Origin of the sequence: Actinomadura sp. 21ATH (assembly GCF_041951345.1) — a bacterium.
In the GTDB taxonomy this organism is placed as follows: Bacteria; Actinomycetota; Actinomycetes; order Streptosporangiales; family Streptosporangiaceae; genus Spirillospora.
Genome location: NZ_JBGNUR010000007.1, coordinates 331,104 through 353,027 on the forward strand (window position 1 = coordinate 331,104; position 21,924 = coordinate 353,027).

Annotated in this window: 16 protein-coding genes; 14 read left to right on the plus strand and 2 right to left on the minus strand. The window is 72.8% G+C overall.

The window, feature by feature from the left end:
- On the minus strand, positions 1–2,595 hold the full coding sequence (gene glgP, locus ACA361_RS22975; RefSeq protein ID WP_375014820.1) for an alpha-glucan family phosphorylase: 2,595 nt from the start codon (positions 2,593–2,595) through the stop codon (positions 1–3).
- Positions 2,596–2,950: 355 nt separating this feature from the next.
- On the opposite strand from glgP, the gene ACA361_RS22980 reads away from it, so the two are divergent.
- The 10 genes from ACA361_RS22980 (at position 2,951) to ACA361_RS23025 (ending at position 16,467) form a co-directional block, all read left to right on the plus strand.
- Positions 2,951–5,038: an alpha-1,4-glucan--maltose-1-phosphate maltosyltransferase gene (locus tag ACA361_RS22980; protein WP_375014822.1), complete on the plus strand. Its 2,088-nt coding sequence runs from the start codon at positions 2,951–2,953 to the stop codon at positions 5,036–5,038.
- 80 nt (positions 5,039–5,118) lie between these two features.
- Positions 5,119–6,891 carry a maltose alpha-D-glucosyltransferase gene (gene treS, locus ACA361_RS22985; protein ID WP_375014898.1) on the plus strand — a complete coding sequence of 591 codons (1,773 nt, stop codon included), beginning with the start codon at positions 5,119–5,121 and terminating at the stop codon, positions 6,889–6,891.
- Between the two features lie 7 nt (positions 6,892–6,898).
- The gene (locus ACA361_RS22990; protein ID WP_375014824.1) at positions 6,899–8,506 is read left to right on the plus strand and encodes a phosphotransferase; all 1,608 of its coding nucleotides are present in this window, start codon (positions 6,899–6,901) and stop codon (positions 8,504–8,506) included.
- Between the two features lie 274 nt (positions 8,507–8,780).
- A complete protein-coding gene (locus ACA361_RS22995; RefSeq protein WP_375014826.1) occupies positions 8,781–9,644 on the plus strand; it encodes a glycosyltransferase family 2 protein in 864 nt (287 codons plus the stop codon).
- 64 nt (positions 9,645–9,708) lie between these two features.
- Entirely contained in the window at positions 9,709–10,779 is a 1,071-nt protein-coding gene (locus ACA361_RS23000; protein ID WP_375014828.1) for a GNAT family N-acetyltransferase, read from the plus strand.
- On the plus strand, positions 10,776–11,762 hold the full coding sequence (locus tag ACA361_RS23005; RefSeq protein WP_375014830.1) for a glycosyltransferase family 2 protein: 987 nt from the start codon (positions 10,776–10,778) through the stop codon (positions 11,760–11,762). The genes ACA361_RS23000 and ACA361_RS23005 overlap by 4 nt, the downstream gene beginning before the upstream one ends.
- Positions 11,759–12,535, plus strand: a complete 777-nt coding sequence (locus ACA361_RS23010; RefSeq protein WP_375014832.1) for a polysaccharide deacetylase family protein — start codon at positions 11,759–11,761, stop codon at positions 12,533–12,535. Before ACA361_RS23005 ends, ACA361_RS23010 begins: the two co-directional genes overlap by 4 nt.
- Positions 12,528–13,913 carry a hypothetical protein gene (locus tag ACA361_RS23015; RefSeq protein WP_375014834.1) on the plus strand — a complete coding sequence of 462 codons (1,386 nt, stop codon included), beginning with the start codon at positions 12,528–12,530 and terminating at the stop codon, positions 13,911–13,913. The genes ACA361_RS23010 and ACA361_RS23015 overlap by 8 nt, the downstream gene beginning before the upstream one ends.
- 2 nt (positions 13,914–13,915) lie before the next feature.
- Entirely contained in the window at positions 13,916–16,102 is a 2,187-nt protein-coding gene (locus ACA361_RS23020; RefSeq protein WP_375014836.1) for a hypothetical protein, read from the plus strand.
- A complete protein-coding gene (locus ACA361_RS23025) occupies positions 16,099–16,467 on the plus strand; it encodes a hypothetical protein (RefSeq protein WP_375014838.1) in 369 nt (122 codons plus the stop codon). Before ACA361_RS23020 ends, ACA361_RS23025 begins: the two co-directional genes overlap by 4 nt.
- Positions 16,468–16,558: 91 nt before the next feature.
- Here ACA361_RS23025 and ACA361_RS23030 read toward each other — a convergent pair whose 3' ends face one another.
- Positions 16,559–17,317, minus strand: a complete 759-nt coding sequence (locus ACA361_RS23030) for a GntR family transcriptional regulator (RefSeq protein ID WP_375014840.1) — start codon at positions 17,315–17,317, stop codon at positions 16,559–16,561.
- A gap of 168 nt (positions 17,318–17,485) precedes the next feature.
- Here ACA361_RS23030 and ACA361_RS23035 point away from each other — a divergent pair, with 168 nt between their 5' ends.
- The 4 genes from ACA361_RS23035 to ACA361_RS23050 all read left to right on the plus strand — a co-directional run bounded on the left by ACA361_RS23035 (position 17,486) and on the right by ACA361_RS23050 (position 21,876).
- Positions 17,486–17,713 (plus strand): hypothetical protein, encoded by a 228-nt coding sequence (locus ACA361_RS23035; protein WP_375014842.1) that lies wholly within the window; start codon positions 17,486–17,488, stop codon positions 17,711–17,713.
- 307 nt (positions 17,714–18,020) lie between these two features.
- Positions 18,021–19,439 carry a xylan 1,4-beta-xylosidase gene (locus tag ACA361_RS23040; RefSeq protein WP_375014844.1) on the plus strand — a complete coding sequence of 473 codons (1,419 nt, stop codon included), beginning with the start codon at positions 18,021–18,023 and terminating at the stop codon, positions 19,437–19,439.
- A gap of 32 nt (positions 19,440–19,471) precedes the next feature.
- On the plus strand, positions 19,472–20,731 hold the full coding sequence (locus ACA361_RS23045) for a cytochrome P450 (RefSeq protein ID WP_375014900.1): 1,260 nt from the start codon (positions 19,472–19,474) through the stop codon (positions 20,729–20,731).
- 23 nt (positions 20,732–20,754) lie between these two features.
- Positions 20,755–21,876: a GNAT family N-acetyltransferase gene (locus tag ACA361_RS23050; protein ID WP_375014846.1), complete on the plus strand. Its 1,122-nt coding sequence runs from the start codon at positions 20,755–20,757 to the stop codon at positions 21,874–21,876.
- The last annotated feature ends 48 nt before the right edge of the window (positions 21,877–21,924 follow it).

A 21,924-nucleotide genomic window follows, 5' to 3' on the forward strand; every position in this document is an offset into this window, starting at 1 on the left:
CTACCGCAGGTCGCCGTTGGTCATGCCGTGCGGGGCGGGCGGGAGGGCGATCAGGCCCATCTCGGCCCGCCCCGCCAGCAGCGGATGGCGCGGGACGACGCGGACGCTGTAGCCGAACGAGCCGCTGCGGGTCAGCGGCACCTCGCCGAGGTAGCGCATCCGGCCGCCGCCGGCCGGCTCGCCCTCGCCCAGCTCGCGGTACGACGGGTCGATCAGCGCGTCGGTCTCGTCGACCCGGCCGTACACGGCCTCCACGGCCACGTCGGCCGGATCGAGCCCGCCGAGGTCGGCCATCACCCGGACCGCCAGGCGGGTGCCGACGTGCGGGCTGTCCGCGCCGGTGGACTCCACGTGCTCGACCGCGACGCCCGGCCACGCCTTGCGGACCCGCTGCTTCCAGGCCGACAGGGTGCGGGCGCCCGAGTAGCCGTCGGCGGCCATCGCGCGGGCCGCCGCGGCGGCGGGCACGTAGTAGCCCTCCACGTAGTCGCGCAGCATCCGGGTGGCCAGCACCTTCGGCCCGAGCGTCGCGATCGTGTGCTTGACCATCTCCAGCCAGCGGCGCGGCAGCCCGGCGGTGTCGCGGTCGTAGAACGTGACCGCGACATGGTCCTCGATCAGCTCGTACAGCGCGGCGGCCTCCAGCGTGTCGCGGCGGTCGGGGGCGGCCAGGCCGTCGGCGGACGGGATCGCCCAGCCGTTCTGGCCGTCGTACCACTCGTCCCACCAGCCGTCCCGGATGGACAGGTTGAGGCCGCCGTTCAGCGCCGCCTTCATCCCGGACGTGCCGCACGCCTCCAGCGGCCGCAGCGGGTTGTTCATCCACACGTCGCAGCCCTGGACGAGGGAGCGGCCGAGGTCCATGTCGTAGTCGGGCAGGAACACGATCCGGTGCCGGACGTCCTCGGCGTCGGCGAACCGGACGATCTCCTGGATCAGCCGCTTGCCGCCCTCGTCGGCCGGGTGCGACTTGCCCGCGATGACGATCTGGACGGGGCGCTCCGGGTCGAGCAGCAGCGCGCGCAGCCGCTCGGGGTCGCGCATCATCAGCGTGAGCCGCTTGTACGACGGGACGCGGCGGGCGAACCCGATCGTCAGCACGTCCGGGTCGAGCGCGTCGGCGATCCAGGAGATCTCGGCGTCGCTGGCGCCGCGCTGGTGCCAGGAGTCGCGCAGCCGGCGGCGGGCGTCGTGGACGAGCCGCTCGCGCAGCAGCCGCCGCACCCGCCAGATCTCCTGCTCCGGCACGCGGCGGACGCCGTCCCAGCCGCGGCCCTCGATGACCGACGGCACCTCGCGGGCGGCCAGGTCGAGGACCTCGCGGGCCACCCAGGTGCCGGCGTGCACGCCGTTGGTGATGGATCCGATGGGGACCTCGGCGGTGTCGAAGCCGCCCCAGAGGCCGCCGAACATCTCCCGGCTGACCTCGCCGTGCAGCTCGCTGACGCCGTTCACGCGCTGGGCGAGCCGCATGCCCATGACGGCCATGTTGAACACGGTGCGGTCGCCGTCGGGGTAGGTCTCGGCGCCCAGTTCCAGGATCCGCTCGGCGGGGACGCCGGGCTCCTCGTTCACGCCGCCGAAGTAGCGCTGGATCAGCTCCCGCGGGAACCGGTCGATGCCGGCGGGAACGGGCGTGTGGGTGGTGAACACCGTCCCGGCGCGGGCGCTCTCCAGGGCCTCGTCGAAGCCGAGGCCGGCGCCGGAGACCAGCTCGCGGATGCGCTCCAGGCCGAGGAAGCCGGCGTGGCCCTCGTTGGTGTGGAACACCTCGGGCGCCGGGTGGCCGGTGATGCGGCAGTACGCGCGGATGGCCCGCACGCCGCCGATGCCGAGCAGCATCTCCTGGAGCAGCCGGTGGTCGCCGCCGCCGCCGTACAGCCGGTCGGTGATGTCGCGGGCGGCCTGGTCGTTGTCCTCGACGTCGGAGTCCAGGAGCAGCTGCGGGACGCGGCCGATGCGCGCCAGCCACACCTGCGCGTGCAGGTCGCGGCCCTGCGGCAGGCCGATCGTGACGCGGACGGGCGTGCCGTCGTCCTCGCGCAGCAGGGCGAGCGGGAGCCCGTTCGGGTCGAGCGCCGGGTAGTGCTCCAGCTGCCAGCCGTCGGGCGACAGCGACTGCGAGAAGTAGCCGTGCCGGTAGAGCAGCCCGACCGCGATGATCGGTACGCCGAGGTCGCTGGCGGTCTTGAGGTGGTCGCCGGCCAGGATGCCGAGGCCGCCGGAGTACTGCGGCAGCGCGGCGGTGATCCCGTACTCGGGCGAGAAGTAGGCGATGGACCGCGGCGCCTCGTCGCCGAGCTCCTGGTACCAGCGCGGTGCCGTCAGGTACTCGCGCAGCTCCTCGGTGGAGTCCTGGAGGCGGCGCAGGAAGCGGCGGTCGGTGGACAGCCGGTCGAGCCGGTCGGCCGAGACCTCGCCGAGCAGCCGGACCGGGTCGTGCCCGACGAACTCCCACAGCGCCGGGTCCACCGACCGGAACAGGTCCAGCGTCTCGTGGTGCCAGGACCAGCGCAGATTGAGGATCAGCTCCTCGAGTCCGCGCAGCGGTTCCGGAAGGACGGTGCGGACGGTGAATCGTCGAATGGCCTTCACGTACCGTCACGCTAGCCCCGTCCCGCCGGTGAACGCGAGCCCCGCGACGAGACCGTCACCCCGGAGACCGATCTTCGTCAAGAACGCGCAAACGGAGCAACCCCGCCGGGGCAAGGCCGCCGGGCGCGGTCATCGCCGCGGGCCGGGGCGTGCCGGCCGGTCGCGGCCAGCGCGCCGGGCCCGGAAGATCTTCGGGGCATTCCGAACACCAATGCGGGTACGTGACGACGGCCGGAATCCGGGGTCTTCGTTAAGCACTGGATCAGTAGCGCAAAGTTATCGCAAGCTACAGGACGGTAGCCGTCGATTCCCGGGCATGACGTTTTGGAATTCACGACCGGGTAGGGGATGGCGCATGCAGGTCAGGGCCGGGACGTCCGCACGCCGAGGGAAGCCGCGACTGGGCCGCATCCCCATCGTGGACGTCGAGCCGCTGGTGGGCTGCGGTGCCTGGCCCGCGAAGGCGGTGGTCGGCGAGACCTTCCAGGTGAGCGCGACCGTGTTCCGCGAGGGCCACGAGATGCTCGGCGCCGAGGTGGTGCTGCGCGGCCCGGACGGCCGCAAGCGCCCGCCGCTGCGGATGCGGGAGATCGAGCCGCCCGGCGTGGACCGGATGGCGACGACCGCGACCCCCACCGAGACCGGGCTGTGGCACTACCGCGTCGAGGCGTGGGGCGACCCCGTCGCGCACTGGCGGCACGACGCCGAGATCAAGGTCCCGCGCGGCCAGGACGTGGAGCTGATGATGGCCGAGGGCGCCGCGCTGTTCGAGCGGTCGGCCGCCAAGCAGCCCGCCGTGCACCGGCAGACGATGCTCCGGCTCGCGGAGACGCTGCGCGACACCACCGTCCCGGCCGCCGAGCGGATGGAGGCCGCGCGCCACCCCGACGTGCTCGATCTGGAGCACCGCCACCCGCTGCGCGAGATGGTCACCACGACCGAGTGGTTCCCGCTGGTGGTGCACCGCGAGCGGGCGCTGGTCGGCTCCTGGTACGAGTTCTTCCCGCGCTCGGAGGGCGCCTCGTACGACCCGATGGGCCGCCGCGGCCCGCAGTCCGGGACGCTCCGCACCGCGATGAAGCGGCTGCCCGCCGTCGCGGAGATGGGGTTCGACGTCGTCTACCTGCCGCCGATCCACCCGATCGGCCGGACGTTCCGCAAGGGCCCCAACAACACCCTGGAGGCGGGCCCGTACGATCCCGGGTCGCCGTGGGCGATCGGCGGCCCCGAGGGCGGCCACGACGCGGTCCACCCCGACCTGGGCACGCTCGACGACTTCGACGCGTTCGTGGCGTACGCCGGCGACCTCGGCATGGAGGTCGCGCTCGACCTGGCGCTCCAGTGCTCGCCCGACCACCCGTGGGTGACCGAGCACCCCGAGTGGTTCACCACCCGCGCCGACGGGTCGATCGCGTACGCGGAGAACCCGCCGAAGAAGTACCAGGACATCTACCCCCTCAACTTCGACAACGACCCCGAGGGGATCTACGCCGAGGTGCTGCGGGTGGTGCGGCACTGGATGGACCACGGCGTCCGGATCTTCCGGGTGGACAACCCGCACACCAAGCCCGTCCCGTTCTGGGAGCGGCTGCTGGCCGAGATCGCCGAGACCGACCCGGACGTGATCTTCCTGGCGGAGGCGTTCACCCGGCCGCCGATGATGCACACCCTCGCCAAGATCGGCTTCCACCAGTCGTACACGTACTTCACCTGGAAGAACTCCCGCGAGGAGCTGGAGGAGTACTTCGGGGAGCTGGCCGGGCACGCGGCGGCGTACATGCGGCCCAACGTCTTCGTCAACACGCCCGACATCCTCAACGAGTACCTCGTCCACGGCGGCCGCGCCGCGTTCGAGATCCGGGCCGTGCTGGCCGCGCTGCTGTCGCCGACCTGGGGGGTCTACTCCGGGTACGAGCTGATCGAGAACGTTCCCGTCCGCCCCGGCAGTGAGGAGTACCGAGATTCGGAGAAGTACCAGTACCGGCCGCGCGACTGGGAGAAGGCCGAGCGCGAGGGCCGCAGCATCGCCCCGCTCATCTCCCGACTCAACGGGCTGCGGCGGGCGCGTCCCGCGCTGCGCACGCTGCGCGGCCTGCGGTTCCATCATCCCGACCAGCCGGAACTGATCGCCTTCTCGAAGACGCATGGCCTGGGGCGCGACGCGGGCGAGGCCGTGTACACGGCCGGAGGGCTGGAGGAGCCCGCTCCGCTGAGCGGGTTCGACGACGTGGTGCTCGCCGTCGTCAACCTCAACCCCTTCGAGCCGCGCGAGGCGACCGTCCATCTCGACCTGCCCGCCCTGGGCCTGCCCGAGGACGCGGGGTTCGACGTCGTCGACGAGCTCTCCGGTGACAGCTTCCGCTGGGGGCGCTCCAACTACGTCCGACTCGACCCCCACGTCCAGCCGGCCCACATCCTCACGCTGCGGAGAGACGAAAGTTGAGCGACGCGAACCACCCGCCTCCGCCGGGGCCGGGCGCCGTGCCCGTGCCGACGCCCGCGGAGGGGCCGGGCACCGAGCAGATCACCGAGGTTCCGCCCGAGGCCGTCGAGACGACGTACGAGCCCGTACCGGACGCCTTCGACCCGGACACGCCGCGCGACCCGCACTGGTTCAAGACGGCGGTCTTCTACGAGGTGTCGGTGCGCGGGTTCGCCGACTCCAACGGCGACGGGTACGGCGACCTGCGGGGGCTGATCCAGCAGCTGGACCATCTGCAGTGGCTGGGCATCGACTGCCTGTGGCTGCTGCCGATCTACCAGTCGCCGCTGAAGGACGGCGGGTACGACATCGCCGACTTCACCAAGATCCTGCCGGACTTCGGGGAGCTCGGGGACTTCGTGGAGCTGATCGAGGAGGCGCACGCCCGCGGCATCCGGGTGATCGCCGACCTGGTCATGAACCACACCAGCGACCAGCATCCGTGGTTTCAGTCGTCCCGCAGCGATCCGGAGGGGCCGTTCGGCGACTTCTACGTGTGGTCGGACGCCGACGACGCGTACGCCGACGCGCGGATCATCTTCGTCGACACCGAGACGTCCAACTGGACGTACGACCCGGTGCGCGGCCAGTACTACTGGCACCGCTTCTTCTCCCACCAGCCCGACCTCAACTACGACAACCCGGCCGTGCAGGACGCGATGCTGGAGGTGCTGCGCTTCTGGCTGGACCTCGGCATCGACGGGTTCCGGCTGGACGCGGTGCCGTACCTGTACGAGCGCGAGGGCACCAACTGCGAGAACCTGCCGGAGACGCACGCCTACCTCAAGCGGGTGCGGGCGGAGGTCGACCGGCTCTACCCGGACCGGGTGCTGCTGGCCGAGGCCAACCAGTGGCCGGCCGACGTGGTGGAGTACTTCGGCGACCCGGGCGTGGGCGGCGACGAGTGCCACATGGCGTTCCACTTCCCGGTGATGCCGCGGATCTTCATGGCGGTGCGGCGCGAGCAGCGCTACCCGATCTCGGAGATCATGAGCCAGACGCCGAAGATCCCCGACAACTGCCAGTGGGGCATCTTCCTGCGCAACCACGACGAGCTGACGCTCGAGATGGTCACCGACGAAGAGCGCGACTACATGTACACCGAGTACGCCAAGGATCCCCGGATGAAGGCCAACATCGGGATCCGGCGGCGGCTCGCGCCGCTGCTCGACAACGACCGCAACCAGCTGGAGCTGTTCACCGCGCTGCTGCTGTCGCTGCCGGGCTCGCCGGTCATGTACTACGGCGACGAGATCGGCATGGGCGACAACATCTGGCTGGGCGACCGGGACGCGGTCCGCACGCCGATGCAGTGGACGCCGGACCGGAACGCGGGGTTCTCGCAGTGCGACCCGGCCCGGCTGTACCTGCCGGTCATCATGGACCCGATCTACGGCTACCAGGCCGTCAACGTCGAGGCGCAGCGGAACAACCCCGGCTCGCTGCTGCACTGGACGCGCAAGATGATCGAGATCCGGCAGCGCCATCCGGTGTTCGGGGTCGGCGAGTACGTCGAGCTGACGGCGTCGAACCCGAGCGTGCTGGCGTTCGTGCGGGAGATGGGCGACGGGGAGGCCAACCACTGGGGCGGCATGGACACCGTGCTGTGCGTCAACAACCTGTCCCGGTTCCCGCAGCCCGTCGAGCTGGACCTGCGTCGCTTCCAGGGGTCGGCGCCGATCGAGTGCATGGGCGGGGTGCGCTTCCCGCCGATCGGCGAGCTGCCGTACCTGCTGACGCTGCCGGGCCACGGCTTCTACTGGTTCCTGCTCCCGCCGCCCCCCGAATCCGCCGGGGACGAGCTGATGAGGTGATGACGCCATGCGGCCGCTGGACCGCGCCTTGACCGCACCGCTCGCCGACTGGCTGCCACGGCAGCGCTGGTTCGCCGGCAAGGACCGGGCGATCGGCGCGGTGTCGATCGGCGCCGACACCCCGCTGGCGGGCGGCGACCCGGCCGCGGGCGGGGCGAGCCTGCGCCACCTGGTCGTGGACGTCCGGCAGGGCGACGACTGGGACCGCTACCAGCTGCTCGTGGGCGAGCGGCGCGGCGAGTTGCCCGCCCGGCTGCGGCACAGCGAGATCGGTGAGACGCCGGACGGCGCGCACCTGTACGACGCCGCGCACGATCCGGGGCTGACCCGGGTGCTGCTGGAGGGCATCGCGAACGGCACCGAGGCGGGCCCGCTGCGGTTCCACCGGGCCCCGGGCGCCGAGATCGAGCCGGGCCTGACCGGCCTGCCCGGCTCGGCGGAGCAGAGCAACACCTCGCTGATCTTCGGGGACGCCTACATCTGCAAGCTGTTCCGCCGGCTGTGCCCGGGGGTCAACCCCGATCTGGAGATCAACCTGGCGCTGACCGCGATCGGCTGCGAGAGCATCGCGGCGGTGCGGGGCTGGATCGAGATGGACACCGGGGACGGCGGGGAGCCGATCACGCTGGCGCTGCTGTCGGACTACCTGCGCACCGCCACCGACGGCTGGCAGCTGGCGATCACGAGCGTCCGCGACTGGCTGGCCCATCCGGGTCCGGACGGGTACGGGCGCTATCCCGGCGGTGGCCCGGGATCGGGCGACTACCTCGACACGACCGGCCGTCCGGGCGCCGCCGGCATGGCGGGCCCGGGGAGTACCGCGGGCACGGGCGGCGCGGCGGGCGCGGCGGCGGATGCTCACGCCGCCGCGGGCGCGGCGCCCGGTGTGGTCGGGGTCGAGCCGGGCCCGGACGGGCATCCGGTGCTGGACGCGGGCGCCGCCGGCGGCGACTTCGCGGCCGAGGCAGAGCGGCTCGGCGCCGCGACCGCGGCCGTGCACCGCGACCTGGCGGTGGCGTTCGGCGTCACGGTCGCGCCCGCCGCGGAGGTCCGCGCGATGGCGCACGGGATGCACCGGCAGCTGGCCGAGGTCAGCCGTACGGTCCCGGAGCTGGCCGAGCACGCCGAGGCGATCGCCGCGGCGTTCGACGCGCTCGCCGAGCACGCGACCGAGCTGCCGCTGCAGCGGGTGCACGGCGACTTCCACCTCGGCCAGGTGATGCGCAGCGACACCGGCTGGGTGCTGCTGGACTTCGAGGGCGAGCCGGCCCGCACGCCGCAGGAGCGGCGCGCGCTGGCGCACCCGCTGCGCGACGTGGCGGGGATGCTGCGCTCGTTCGAGTACGCGGCCCGGTTCCTGCCGGCCGGCGACACGACGCTGTCGCCGGAGGCGGAGATGGGGCTGGAGCTGCGGGCGCGCGCGTGGGCCGACCGCAACCGGGACGCCTTCTGCCGCGGGTACGCGGAGGCGGGCGGCGCCGACCCGGCCGCCAACGCCGTCCTCATCCGGGCGCTGGAACTCGACAAGGCCGTGTACGAGATCCGGTACGAGGCGCGGAACCGCCCCTCGTGGCTGCCGGTGCCGCTGCGGTCCCTCGCGCGCCTCGCCGAGTGAAATTCGTACCGGTCGGCATCGCATTTATTGATCGTCTTATCCGTGCGGCCGCGCGCTGTCCGGATACGGCCATTGATCAATAATCGGTTCAACGCTCAAATTAGCCGTATCCCCGGTCACACAGGGCGTCACGGTGCTCTTACCCATAGGAGCGGTACCAGGTACGTAGGCCACTCTGCGCAACATACGGGAGTGCCTCGGGACATTCTCCAAACATGATGGGCGGACCCGACATCTAACGGGACAAGAAGCCACACCACTTACGGGGATTCCCATGCAAACTCCTGACGCGTTCCTGCGGGTCGACGGCATTTCGAGGGCGGCGGCCCCCCGCCCGCCGCGCCCCGCCCACCTGCGCGACCTGACCCGGCCCACCCGGCGCTGGCCGACCGTCACCGCGGTCATCCCGACGCTGAACGAGGCCGACAACCTCCGCTGGCTCATGCCGCGGCTGACGGCCGTGGACGAGGTCGTCATCGTCGACGGCGAGTCCACCGACGGCACCGTCGAGCTCGTGCTGTCGATCCGTCCCGACGCCAAGATCATCGTCGAGCCGCCCACCGGGAAGGGCACGGCGATGCGGACCGGGATGGCCGCGGCGACCGGCGAGATGATCGTCATGCTGGACGCCGACGGCAGCATGGACCCCGCCGAGTTCGACGCGTTCCTCGCGCTGCTGTCCCGCGGCTTCGACTTCGTCAAGGGCACCCGGTACGGGTGCGGCGGCGGCTCCGACGACCTGACCGGCCTGCGCCGGCTCGGCAACTCCGCGCTCACCGCCCTCGCCAACCGCCTCTACCGGCAGAACTGGTCGGACCTGTGCTACGGGTACGTCGCCATGCGCCGGGACGCCGTCGAGCGGCTGCGGCTGGAGTCCACCGGCTTCGAGATCGAGACCGAGATGTGCGTCAACGCGGTCCGCGCCGGGCTGCGGGTCGCCGAGGTCGCCAGCCACGAGACCGAGCGCCGGCACGGCGAGTCCAACCTCAACACCTGGCGGGACGGCTGGCGGGTGCTGAAGACGATGGTGCGGCTGCGCTTCCGCGGCGCGCTGGAGCCCGCCGGCGGCCCCGCGCCCGCCGAGCCGCTGCCGCTGGAGCCGCACCCGGCCGGGTTCAGCCGGACCGGCACCGAGTGACCGGGCCCGGCCGGACCCGCACCGGACCTGAGCCACACCGGACCTGAGCCACAGGAGTTCCGCGGTGAAGATCACGATCGTCCGCCCGGGCGACCTCGGCGCCGCCGAGATCGCGCGCTGGCGGGAGCTGCAGCGGACCGAACCCGACCTCGGCAACCCGTTCCTGTCGCCGGAGTTCACCCTCGGCGTCGGCAGGTTCCGCGACACCGTCCGGGTCGCCGTCGCCGAGGACGGCGGCGAGGTGGCCGCGTTCTTCCCCCACGAGCGCGGCCCCCTGGGGATCGGCCACCCGGTCGGGTTCGGCCTGACCGACCTGCAGGGCATCGTCGCCCCGGCCGACCTGCGGCTGGACGCCCGCGCCCTGCTGCGGGCCTGCGGCCTCGGCGTCTGGGACTTCGACCACCTGATCGCCCGGCAGCTGCCGTTCGCGCCGTACCACAGGGTGCGCCGCGTGGAGCCGGTGATGGACCTGGGCGCGGGCTTCGCCGCGTTCGAGGAGGAGATGCGCCGGGCCGCGCCGAAGACGCACAGGACGATCCGCTACAAGGAGCGCAAGCTGGGGCGCGACGTCGGCGAGGTGCGGTACGAGTTCGCCTCGTCCGACCCGGCCGACCTGACCCGGCTGATGGCCTGGAAGTCCGGCCAGTACACGCGCACCGGCCGTACCGACCGGTTCGCGCGGCCCTGGATCGTCGACCTCGTCCGGCACTTCCACGAGACGGGCTTCGGGGTGCTGAGCGTGCTGCGGGCCGGGGACGAGCCGGTCTCGGCGCACTTCGGGCTGCGCGACGGCACCGTCATGGCCGGCTGGTTCCCGGCGTACGACACCCGGTTCGCCAGGTACTCCCCCGGCATGATCGGGCACCTGCGGCTGGCCGCGGGCTGCGCGGCCGCCGGGATCACCGAGATCGCGATGGGCCGCGGCGGCAAGGAGTTCAAGGAGGGCTTCAAGGGCCGCGAGATCGTCATCGCGGAGGGGCGGGTCGCCCGCCCGACCGCCGGCGCCGGCCTGCACTGGGTGCGGGCCACGCCGCTCAACAGGGCGCGCGGCGCCGTGCTGGACGATCCGCGGCTCTACCGGCACGCCGACCGCGTCCTGAAGACGTACGCCCGGATGAGGGGACGGACCCGATGACCGGAATCCCCCGCTTCTCCGTCGTCATCTGCGCGTACACCGACCGGCGCTGGGACGACGTGCACGCCGCCGTCGCGTCCGTGCGCGCGCAGGAGCACCCGCCCGAGGAGATCGTGCTGGTCGTCGACCACAACCGGGAGCTGCACGACCGGCTCAAGGTGTCGCTGCCGGACGCCGTCGTGGTCGAGAACCGCGAGGAGCGCGGCCTGTCCGGCGGCAAGAACACCGGCGTCGCGGTCGCGCGCGGCGACATGGTCGCCTTCCTGGACGACGACGCGGCCGCCGCCCCGGGCTGGCTCGCCGCCTTCGCCGCCCACTACGCCGACCCGGCCGTCGCGGGCGTCGGGGGCCTGACGCTGCCGATGTGGCCCGGGTCCACCGCGTCCGCCGACATGGTCAAGGAGCCGGTGCCCGCGTCCACGGGGCGGCGGCCGCGCTGGTTCCCCGAGGAGTTCGACTGGACGGTCGGCTGCACGTACCGCGGCCTGCGGCCCGGCCCCGTCCGCAACCTGATGGGCGGGAACGCCTCGTTCCGCCGGGAGATGTTCCCGGTCGCGGGCGGCTTCGACAGCCGCATCGGGCGGAGCTTCCACAAGCGTCCGCTGGGGTGCGAGGAGACCGAGTTCTGCATCCGGCTGCGGCAGCGCAGCCCGGAGTCGGAGCTGGTGTACGACGACCGGGCCGTGATCTGGCACCGCGTCCCGCGCGAGCGCGCCCGCTTCGCGTACTTCCGCGAGCGCTGCTACGCCGAGGGGCTGTCGAAGGCGCTGGTCACCCGGAGCGTCGGCAGCCAGGACGGCCTGGCCAGCGAGCGCGCGCACGCGCTGCGGACCCTGCCGCGCGGCGCGCTGCGCGGCGTCGGCGACGCGTTCCGGGGCGACCCGGCCGGCCTGGGCCGCGCGGGCGCGATCTCGGTCGGCCTGGCCTGGACGGCCTGGGGTTACGCGGTCGGCGCGCGTGCGGCAGAGGAGTCCCGCCGATGATCCCCGTGCTGATGTACCACTCGGTGCGCGAGCGTCCGCCGCCCGAGACCGCCGCGCTCGCGGTGAGCCCCGGCGCGTTCGCCGAGCAGATGGCGCTGCTGGCGGACGGCGGGTTCACGCCCGTGCCGTTCTCGGCGCTGGCGGGCGGGCCCGCCGTCCCGCGGCCGATCGTGATCACGTTCGACGACGGGTACGCCGACTTCCACGAGCGCGCGCTGCCCGTCCTGGCCGCGCACGGCTTCACGGCCACCGTGTTCGTGACCACCGGCTGGCTGGCCGACGCGGGCGACGCCGCGGCGGGCCGGCCGCTCGACGCGATGATGTCCTGGGGGCAGGTCGCCGAGGCCGCCGCCGCGGGCGTCGAGATCGGCGCGCACAGCCACGGCCACCCGCAGCTCGACCAGCTCCGCGACGGCCCGCTCCGCGAGGAGCTGGCGCGCAGCCGCGGCCTGCTGGAGGACCGGCTCGGGACCGCCGTCACGACGATGGCGTACCCGTACGGCTACTCCAGCGCGCGGGTGCGGCGCGCGGTCCGCGCGGCGGGCTACGCGGGCGCCTGCGCGGTGGCCAACCGCCTGCCCGCCGCGGGCGGCGACGCGTACGCGGTCCCGCGGCTGACCGTCCGCGCGGCGACCTCGCCGGGCACGTTCGCCCGGGTCGTCGAAGGGCGCGGCGTCACCCGCGCCTACGCCAGGGACCGCGCCCTCACCAAGGGCTACGCCGCCGTGCGGCGCGGCCGCTACGCGCTGGGACGGGTGAGGCCCCGTGACTGACCGCCGCGTCGCCGGCCGCCCGATCCGGGAACGGCCGCTCGCCGACCCCGCCGTCACCGACCCCCAGCTCATGGTCATCCGGCCGGACGAGCCCGGCCTGCTGCGCCGCGAGCTGTCCAACCCGCTGTTCCGCAACGCGTACGCGCTGGTGGCCAACGGCGGGCTGACCGGGCTGCTCGGGCTGGCGTACTGGGCGCTGGGCGCCAAGCTGTACGCGCCTGACGACATGGGCCGCGACTGGGCCGTCATCCAGGCGATCATGTTCGTCGGCAGCGTGACCATGCTCAACTTCCTGCTGATCCGGTTCGTGCCGCAGACCGCCCGGCACACCCGGTCGCTGGTGCTGGCCTGCTACGCCACCGGCGCCGCCGCCGCGGCCGTGCTCGCGCTCGGCTTCCTGCTCACGCTGGACCGCTGGGGCGAGTCGTTCCAGCACCTCGGCAACTGGAAGGCCGCGCTGTGGTTCCTGGTCATGGCCGTGGCATGGAACCTGTGGAACCAGCAGGAGGGCGTGTTCACCGGGCTGCGGCACGCCGGCTGGGTCCCGGTGGTGAACGTGCTGTTCGGCGGGACGAAGCTCGTCCTGCTGGTGGTGCTGGCGGGCGCGTACCCGGGCGACGGGGTCACGCTGTCGTGGTTCGTCCCGGCGGTGGTCATGCTGGTGCCGGTCAGCGCGTTCCTGTTCGGGCGGCTGATCCCCCGGCACAGCAGGCTCAACGCCGGCCGCGGCGACCGGCCCACCCACCGCGACATCGCCCGGTACGTCGGCGGCGCGTACATCGGCGGCGCGTTCCAGTACGCCTCCATCAGCCTCATCCCGGTCGTCGTCGCCGCGCACATCAGCTCCGCCACCAACGCCTACTTCCAGATGGCGTGGGCGCTCGGCATGATGCTCGACCTGCTGGCGCTCACCCTGTCGATGTCGCTGACCGTCGAGGGCTCGTTCGACCGGGCGGGGCTGGCCGAGTCGACCCGGGCGGCGCTGCGGCGCACGCTGACGCTGATGACGCCCGCCGTGCTGGTGGTCGTGGTCGCGGCGCCGTTCGCGCTGCGGTTCTTCGGCCACGAGTACGCCGACCGGGGCGCGCCGCTGCTCCAGGTGCTGGCGCTGGCGGTGCTGCCGAAGGCGCTGATCGAGCTGTACGTCGGGGTGCTGCGGGTCGAGAACCGCACGCGGCTGATCGCGCTGCTGCAGGGCGTCCGGTTCGCCGGGGTCCTCGCGCTGGTCCTGGTCGTGGTCGAACCGGACCGGCTGGCCACCATCGGCCTGGCGATCGTCGGCGTGAACACCATCGTCGCGGCCACCGTACTGCCGGGACTGCTCCGCGCGACCCGCGCCGAGCCTTCCCCGGCCGCCAGAGGGCGGGTTATCTCTTGAATGTGACGGTTCGCGCGGCACGGCAGCCGGAGGGCGAGGCGAGCACCGCTCCCCCGTCCCTGCCGGTCACCCCGCGCGCGGTGCTGATCGGCATCGCCGCCGCCCTGACGCTGGGCCTGGCGCTGTTCTGGGTGCCGCTGAGCGGGGTCGACCTGGAGGCCCTGGACGGCTACGGCCTGATCGGCGTGCTGCCGGTGGCCACGCTGCTGGGCGCGGCCGTGCTGGTGCTGACGTTCATGGTCACGCTGGCGCTGCCCCGCCCGCACCGGCTGCTCCTCGCGCTCCAGATCGCCATGCTGATCCTGGCGCTGCACGGCGTGACGCTCGCGCTGGAGCCGATCGCGCGCTTCCCGACGGCCTGGCAGACCGCCGGGTTCATCGAGTACATCACCCGGAACGGCACCGTCAGCTGGGAGCTGGACGCGCGGTTCAGCACGCCCGGGTTCTTCGCGTTCATCGGGTTCCTGATGGAGGCGGTCGGCCAGAAGGACATCGAGCCGGTGCTGCGGTGGGCGCCGACGGTCACGAACCTGCTCTACCTGCTCCCGTACGTCCTGATCCTGCGGGTGCTGCGGGCGACCTGGCGGGCCAAGTGGCTGGCGGCGTGGCTGTTCATCGCGGCCAACTGGGTCGGCCAGGACTACCTGTCGCCGCAGGCGTTCGCGTACCTGCTGTACCTGTTCTTCGTGGCGATCCTGGTCAACTGGTTCCGCCACCACGACGAGACGCGGCAGCGTTCGGGGAAGCGGCGCACCGCGGCCACCGGGGAGCGCCGCGGCGGACCGTGGCGGTTCTATAACTGGATCTTCGCGGCCAAGGACCCCGGCGAGCTGCCCGCGCCGCCGGTCCCGGTGCGCGAGCGCTCGATCCTCCTCATCCTGCTGTTCCTGCTGCTCCTGGCCGGCACGGCCGCGCACCAGCTGACGCCGTTCCTGATGACGGCCGCCTGCGCCGGGCTCGTCCTGGTGCGCCGCTGCAACCTGCGCGGCCTGCCGTTCATCGCCGGCGTCGTGTACGCGGCGTGGGTCAGCTTCATGACCGTCGGCTACTGGGCCGGCCGCAAGGGCGAGATCTTCGGCAACATCGGCAACATCTTCCAGAACGTCCAGCAGAGCACCGGCGGGCGGATCGGCGAGGCGGCCGGGGCCACCCAGGACATCCAGCTGCTGCGCATCCTGATCGCCGTGACCGTCGCCGGGCTGGCGCTGTCGGGGCTGCTGCGCCGCCGCGCCCGCGGCATCGACGACCGGGTGGCGCTGGTGCTGATGCTGGTGCCGTTCTCCTCGTTCGGGCTGCAGAACTACGGCGGCGAGATCGCGCTGCGGATCTACTTCTTCATGCTGCCGGCGGCCTGCCTGCTGATCGCGTACCTGTTCTTCCCCGCGCCGTTCGACGCGCCGGCCGTCCGCGACCCGAAGGTGCGGCTGCGGCTGGGCCGGCTGCGCACCGGCACCCGCCGGCACTGGCCCGCCGTCGCCGCCGCGTCCGTCTTCGGCCTGCTGCTCGCCGGGGGCTTCCTGTCGGTCCGGTACGGCAACGAGCGGTACGAGCAGGTCCGCCCGAGCGACGTGAAGGCGTACGACACCATGCTGCGCGAGCACAGCGGCGCGGTCGGCGTGGTGTGGCTGAGCGCGGAGGACCCGAACCTGACCGGCGGCACCCCGGTGATGCCGTGGTCGTACCGGAACTGGGAGCGCTTCACGTACTCGCCCGTGATCGCCAACCGGAACGACCCGGCCGATGTACGGCAGATCGTCCAGCGGATGAAGGAGCAGGGCCCCGGCGGCTTCTTCGTCACCACCCGCAGCCACGAGGACTTCCAGGTCCTCACCGCCGGCCTGGCCCCCGACTACGGCGCGAGGCTGCGCCGGGCGATGGCGGCGCACCCGGAGATCAGGACGGTCTCCGCGAACCGCGACGCGGCCGTCTACCGGCTGAAGTCGCCGCCGCCCGAGCCCGTGCCGCAGGTCCCGCCGCCGTCCGGCCTCGGCCTGCGCTCCTCCCCGTGGACCCCCGCCGGGCTGATCTACCTGCCCGTCCTGCTGGGCGTGCTGCTGGCCCGCGAGCTGCGCCGGCTGCGGCTCCCGCCGGACCGGCTGAGCGGCCTGCGCCCGCTGACCGTCCTGGCGATCCCGCTGTTCGTCAGCGTGGTCGCGGTGATCGTCGAGAGGTTCGTGATCATCCAATGACGGTGCCGCTGATGCTGCTGCTGTTCGCCGTGCCGGGCGCGGCGTTCTGGACGCTCGTGCGCGGCCTGGACCCGGTCGGCCGCCTCGTGGTGGCCGCCGCCGCGAGCATCGTGACGGTCGCGGGCACGGCCCAGGTCATGCTGATGCTCGGCGCCTGGTCCCCCGGCAAGGGCCTGCTCGCGGTCCTCGCCCTCAGCCTGGTGGTCGCCGTCCCCGGCCTGCTGCACCGCCCCCGCCGCCCGCACGTCCCCCTGACCCTGGCGAACGTCCCCCGCCGCCCCCCGCCCCGGACCGCGACCACCACCCACCAGGACCTCCCCCTCCCTCGCCGCGAAGAGGACGAGGACTGGCTCTACCGAGACTGACCCGCCGCCGCCGTGTTGACTCGTGGCGTGTTCCCCTTTTCGCGCGGGCGCCGGAGGGGGACACGCCACGAGTCGACACCTCGGGGCGGGGTCAGAGGTCGATCGCGTAGTCGAGGACGACCCGGTCGGCGGGGATGACGATGTCGCGGCAGACCTCCATGACGCGGGGACCGGACAGCAGGCGGCGGGTGATGGTCAGGACCGGGACGCCGCCGCTCATGCGGAGCGTCTCGGCCTCCTCCGGGGTCGGCATGCGGGAGCCGACGGACTCCTCCACGCGGGTCGGCGGGTGGCCGAGGAAGCGGAGCTGGGCGAGGGTGCCGCCGGGCCACGGCTCGTTGGCCGGGTCGGCGACGGGGGTGCCGCCGACCACCTCCCACGGCAGGTAGTTCACCGAGATCTGCTGCGGCTCGCCGCGGGCGTGGAAGACGAACCGGCGGCGCAGCACCTCGGTGCCCGGCGCGGCCTCCAGCAGGGCGGCCAGGTCGTGCCCGGCCCGGGTACGGGTGAACTCCCGGTCGAGGCGGTACTCGTCCCAGGAGATGCGCCGGTCGTGGGTGAAGGTGGTCGCGGGCACGGCCATCGGCCGCGTCACGCTGCGGTAGCGGTCCATCGCGACCCGGCGGACCGGGGGCGCGACCTTGACGACCGTGCCGCCGCCGCGGCGGGTCTCCACGAGCCCCTCGCCGCGCAGCAGCGCGAACGCCTGGCGTACGACGATCTCCGACACCCCGTGCTCGGCGCGCAGCTCGGTCATCGTGGGCAGCCGCGTGCCCTGGGGGTAGCGGCCGTCCCTGATCCGGTCCCGCAGCAGCTCGGCAATACGGAGGTAGGCCGGACGGTCCGGCACCGGGCATCACCTTCTCTCGTCCCCCGGCTCTCGCCTCGTGGCCGTCCCCGCGCGTGCCTCCGTTCGCTATCTCCAGGGGGACGGTCCGCTTACGGACAGCTTGACACCTCTCGGCCTCGGTAAGACTTTTGTATACAGAAGAGCCGCCTCGGGGAAAGGACGACCTTGATGGGCGACTTCGAGGAACAGAAGACGGCCATCGAGAGGGAGTACCCGGGCTGGCTGGTGTGGCGCAGCGACGCCGGCCGGTGGTACGCCACGCGCAGCGGCGACCTCACCGACGCGCAACTCCAGGCCGGGTACGCGATGACGGTCGCGGCCGACGACTCGGCGGGGCTGCGCGCGCTGCTGGCCGACCAGGCGGGCCGGGACGGCGGGGACGGCGCGGCGCCGTGAATCCTGTTACCCGGGTGTGCGGTCGAGGCCACCCGGGCGCAAGTGATCCCTGGCGCCGGAGTGACACGCGCGTGGCGTCCCCGGCCGCGGAATTCGGACCCGCCATTTCTTGATCGGCTTTCTTGATCGACTATTCGGCGAGACCGGATCAGCCTGATGAGGGTTGCCTCCTCCCTAAGGCCGGGGGTAAGGCAGATATGTCGAGAATACGGCACGGGAAGGCGAACCCGCCCCCCGTTCCGAGCGTTCTAAGGGATATGCCGGATCGTCCGTCCGGCATCCCCGCTCGCCCCTTTCAGGAGGGCTCGTGGACGTCCGATCACGGGACCGCGCCGAAGGCACGGCGCTGTTCCGCAACCGGCAGGGCCGGCACGGCCGCCCGGCCCGGCGGCCCCTTTTCCTCGTCGCGCTGGTCGCCGCGCTGGCCGGGGTCCTCGCCGCCACGATCGTGGTGGCGCTCACCGGCTGGCGGCCGTTCGGGAGCGGGGAGCCCTCGGTGGACCGGCCCGCCGCGCCGGCCACCCGCGTCGGCGCCGGCGCGCCCGGCGACTGGCCGGCCTGGGGGTTCACGCACACGCAGAACTCGGTGGACGTCGAGCGCGGCCCGGCGCGGGCGCTCGCCGACCTGGCCGGCAACCCCGTCGTCCAGGTCACGCCGATCATGGGCTGGGGCGTCGACAACCCGCAGCCGCGGCCCGGCGAGTACAACTGGGCCTCGCTCGACCGCCGGATGGCGACGATCGAGCGGACCGGCGGCACCCCGGTGATCACGCTGTGCTGCGCGCCCGACTGGATGAAGGGCGGTCCGGCCGGCCGGACCGACTGGAGCAAACTCGAACGCGCCGTCGAGCCGAAGGACTTCGACGCGTTCGCCGCGATGGCCGCCGCGGTCGCCGAGCGTTATCCGCAGGTCAAGTACTACACCGTATGGAACGAGTTCAAAGGCTTCTGGAATCCGCGCGCGAACCGCTGGGATTACCAGGGTTACACCAAGCTCTACAACCAGGTTTACGACGCACTGAAAAAGGTCGACGGGGACATCCGCGTCGGCGGCCCGTACATGGTCATGAACAGCAACGCGCCGAACTGGAGGCACGGCCCGCCCGCCGAGCTGAAGGGCTCGTGGGGCTCCATGGACCAGCGCAACCTGGACGCGATCAAGTACTGGTCGAAGCACAAGAAGGGCGCCGACTTCATCGTCGTCGACGGGCACAGCCAGCCCGTCCAGCGCGAGATCAAGCTGAACGACTTCCAGGCGCTGACCAAGTTCTCCGACGTCACGCGGTGGCTGCGGGCGCTGGAGCCGGACCTGCCGGTGTGGTGGGCCGAGTGGTACGTCGAGCCCGTCCCGTCCGACTGGACCGACGAGCGCCGGGGCGCGGTCCACACGGCCGCGATGATGGAGTTCGTCCGCGGCGGCGCCGCCAGCGCCTTCTACTGGAGCCCGCAGACCACGACCGCCGCCGACTGCCCCGGCTGCCTGTGGTCGGGCCCGCGGGCGGGCGGCGGCGCGACGCCCACGCTGGCCATGCTGCAGAACTTCGACCGCTGGTTCCCGCCCGGAACGAGGCTCGTGGACGTGAAGGCGTCCGACCCGGCCGTCCGGGTGCTGGCGCAGGAGAAGCAGATGGTCGTGGTGAACGGTTCGGAGCGGCCGGTCCGGCCGCGGATCGATGGGAAGCCGGTCGAACTCGGCCCGTACGAGGTCAGGTGGGTGGCCCGGTGAACGGAGGCGAGCGGGTGGACGGGGGCGAGACCATGACCGCGGCTCCGGCGGGCATCGACCTGGTGGGCATGGAGTTCTGGGACCGGCCGCCGGAGGAGCGGCTGGCCGACTTCGCGCGGCTGCGCGAGCTGGGCCGGCCGGTGTTCTTCGCCGAGCCGCGGGTGCCGTTCGTCCGGGCCGGGAAGGGCTTCCACGCGCTGGTCCGGCACGCGGACGTGGTCGCGGCCAGCCGCAACGCCAAGATCTTCTCCAGCGAGCCGGCCGCGACCTCGCCGGAGCCGCCGCCCTGGCTGGCGCGGATCCTCGGCACCCCGATGGTCAACATGGACGATCCCCGGCACGCCCGGCTGCGCCGGATCGTGTCCCGCGCGTTCAGCCCGAAGATGCTCGCCAAGATCGAGGCCGACATCGAGGAGACCGCGGCGCGGATCGTGGACGACGTGGCCGAGACGGGCCCGCACGACTTCGTCGAGCAGGTCGCGGCCCGGCTGCCGATCACCGTGATCTGCTCGATGATGGGCGTCCCGGAGCGGGCTCGCCCGTACGTGCTGTCGCGGATCGACGCGATGACCGAGTACTCGGGGGTGCGCGGCTCGCTGGCCAGCCCGCGCACGCTGCGGCTGCTGTACGGCAACCTCCGCGCGATCGCCGACCTGCACCGGCTGGTCGCCCGGCTGGGCCGCGCCCGCCGCGAGAACCCGGCGAACGACCTGGTCTCCGCGCTGGTCAACGCCAACCCGGACGGCGAGCGCCTGTCGGTCAAGGAACTGGGGTCGTTCTTCGACCTGCTGCTCGTCGCGGGCAACGAGACCACGCGGAACGCGCTGTCGCACGGGCTGAAGCTGCTCACCGACCACCCGGACCAGCGCGAGCTGCTGCTGGCCGACTACGACGCCCGGATCGGCGGGGCGATCGAGGAGCTGATCCGGTACGCGTCCCCGATCATCCAGTTCCGGCGCACGCTGAAGGAGGACCATGAGCTGGGCGGGCACGCGTTCAAGGCCGGTGACAAGGTCGTGCTCTACTACCCGGCCGCCAACCGCGACCCCGAGGTGTTCGCCGACCCGGACCGCTTCGACATCACCCGGTCGCCGAACCCGCACGTCGGCTTCGGCGGTCCAGGCCCGCACCTGTGCCTGGGCGCGAACCTGGCCCGGATGGAGCTGAAGATCATGTTCCGCGAGCTGTACGGGCGGCTGCCCGGGCTGCGGGCGTCCGGCGCGCCCGAGTACCTGCGGTCGTCGTTCGACAACGGCATCACCCGGCTCCCGTTCACGTACGCGAAGCGATAGCAGGCGGAAGGGGAGGAGTGGCGATGCGCGTGGAGGTGACCCGCCCCCGCGACCTCGGCGCGGCCGAGCTGGCGGCGTGGCGGGCGATGCAGGAGAAGGACCCGGGGCTCGCGAACCCGTTCCTGTCGGCCGGGTACGCGGTCGCGGTCGACCGGGTCATCGCCGGCGCCCGCGTCGCGGTGCTGTGCGAGCGCGGCGGGGAGATCACCGGGTTCCTGCCGTACGAGCTGCACGGCCGCGCGTCGGCCGGCGCCATCGGCGGCTGGCTGTCGCTGGGCCAGGGGCTCGTCCACGCGCCCGGCCTGGAGCTGGACGCGCGCGAGCTGCTGCGGTCGTGCGGGCTGGCGGCGTTCGGGTTCGGGACGCTCGTCCCGGGCCAGCCGTGGTTCGCCCCGTACGCGACCAAGCGGCTCGACTCGGCGGTCATGGACCTGAGCGGCGGCTTCGGCGCGTTCAGCGCGGCGCTGCGCGCGAAGGGTTCCAAGGTCGAGAAGCAGACGCGCTACAAGGAGCGCAAGATGGGCCGGCAGGCGGGCGAGGTGACGTTCGCGTTCGACGTGCGCGACGAGGAGTCCCTCGCCCTCGTCCGGAAGTGGAAGTCCGACCAGTACCGCGCGATGGGCCGCGCCGACCGCTTCGCGAAGCCGTGGGTGGTCGACCTGGTCGGCCGCCTGCACGGCACCCACGAGGACGGCTTCGCCGGCGTGCTGTCCATGCTGTACGCGGACGGCGTCCCGGTCGCGGGGCACTTCGGGCTGCGCAGCGACCACACGCTCGTCACGTGGTTCCCGGTGTACGACCCGGAGTTCGCGAAGTTCTCCCCCGGGCTGATCCTCCACCTGCGCATGGCCGAGGCGGCGGCGGCGCTCGGCGTCCGGCACATCGACATGGGCCCGGCCGTCGGCTGGCGCTACAAGCAGGAGCTCCGAACCCACTCGATCGAGGTCGCCGAGGGCGTCGTCCGGCGCCGCTCGCCGACGGGCGCCGCGCACTGGCTGCGGCACGCCCCGGTGGCGCGCGGCCGCGACCTGATCCTGGGCAACAGGGCGCTGTACGGCATGGCCGACCGCACCCTGCGCACCGTCGGCCGCTGGCGTTCGCGCCCCGTCCGGGAGCAAAGCGCTTCGGAGCCGCCGCAGAGGTGAGTTATGCCGTTCCGAGGGCATCCCTAACTGCGTACCGGACCCAGGGAA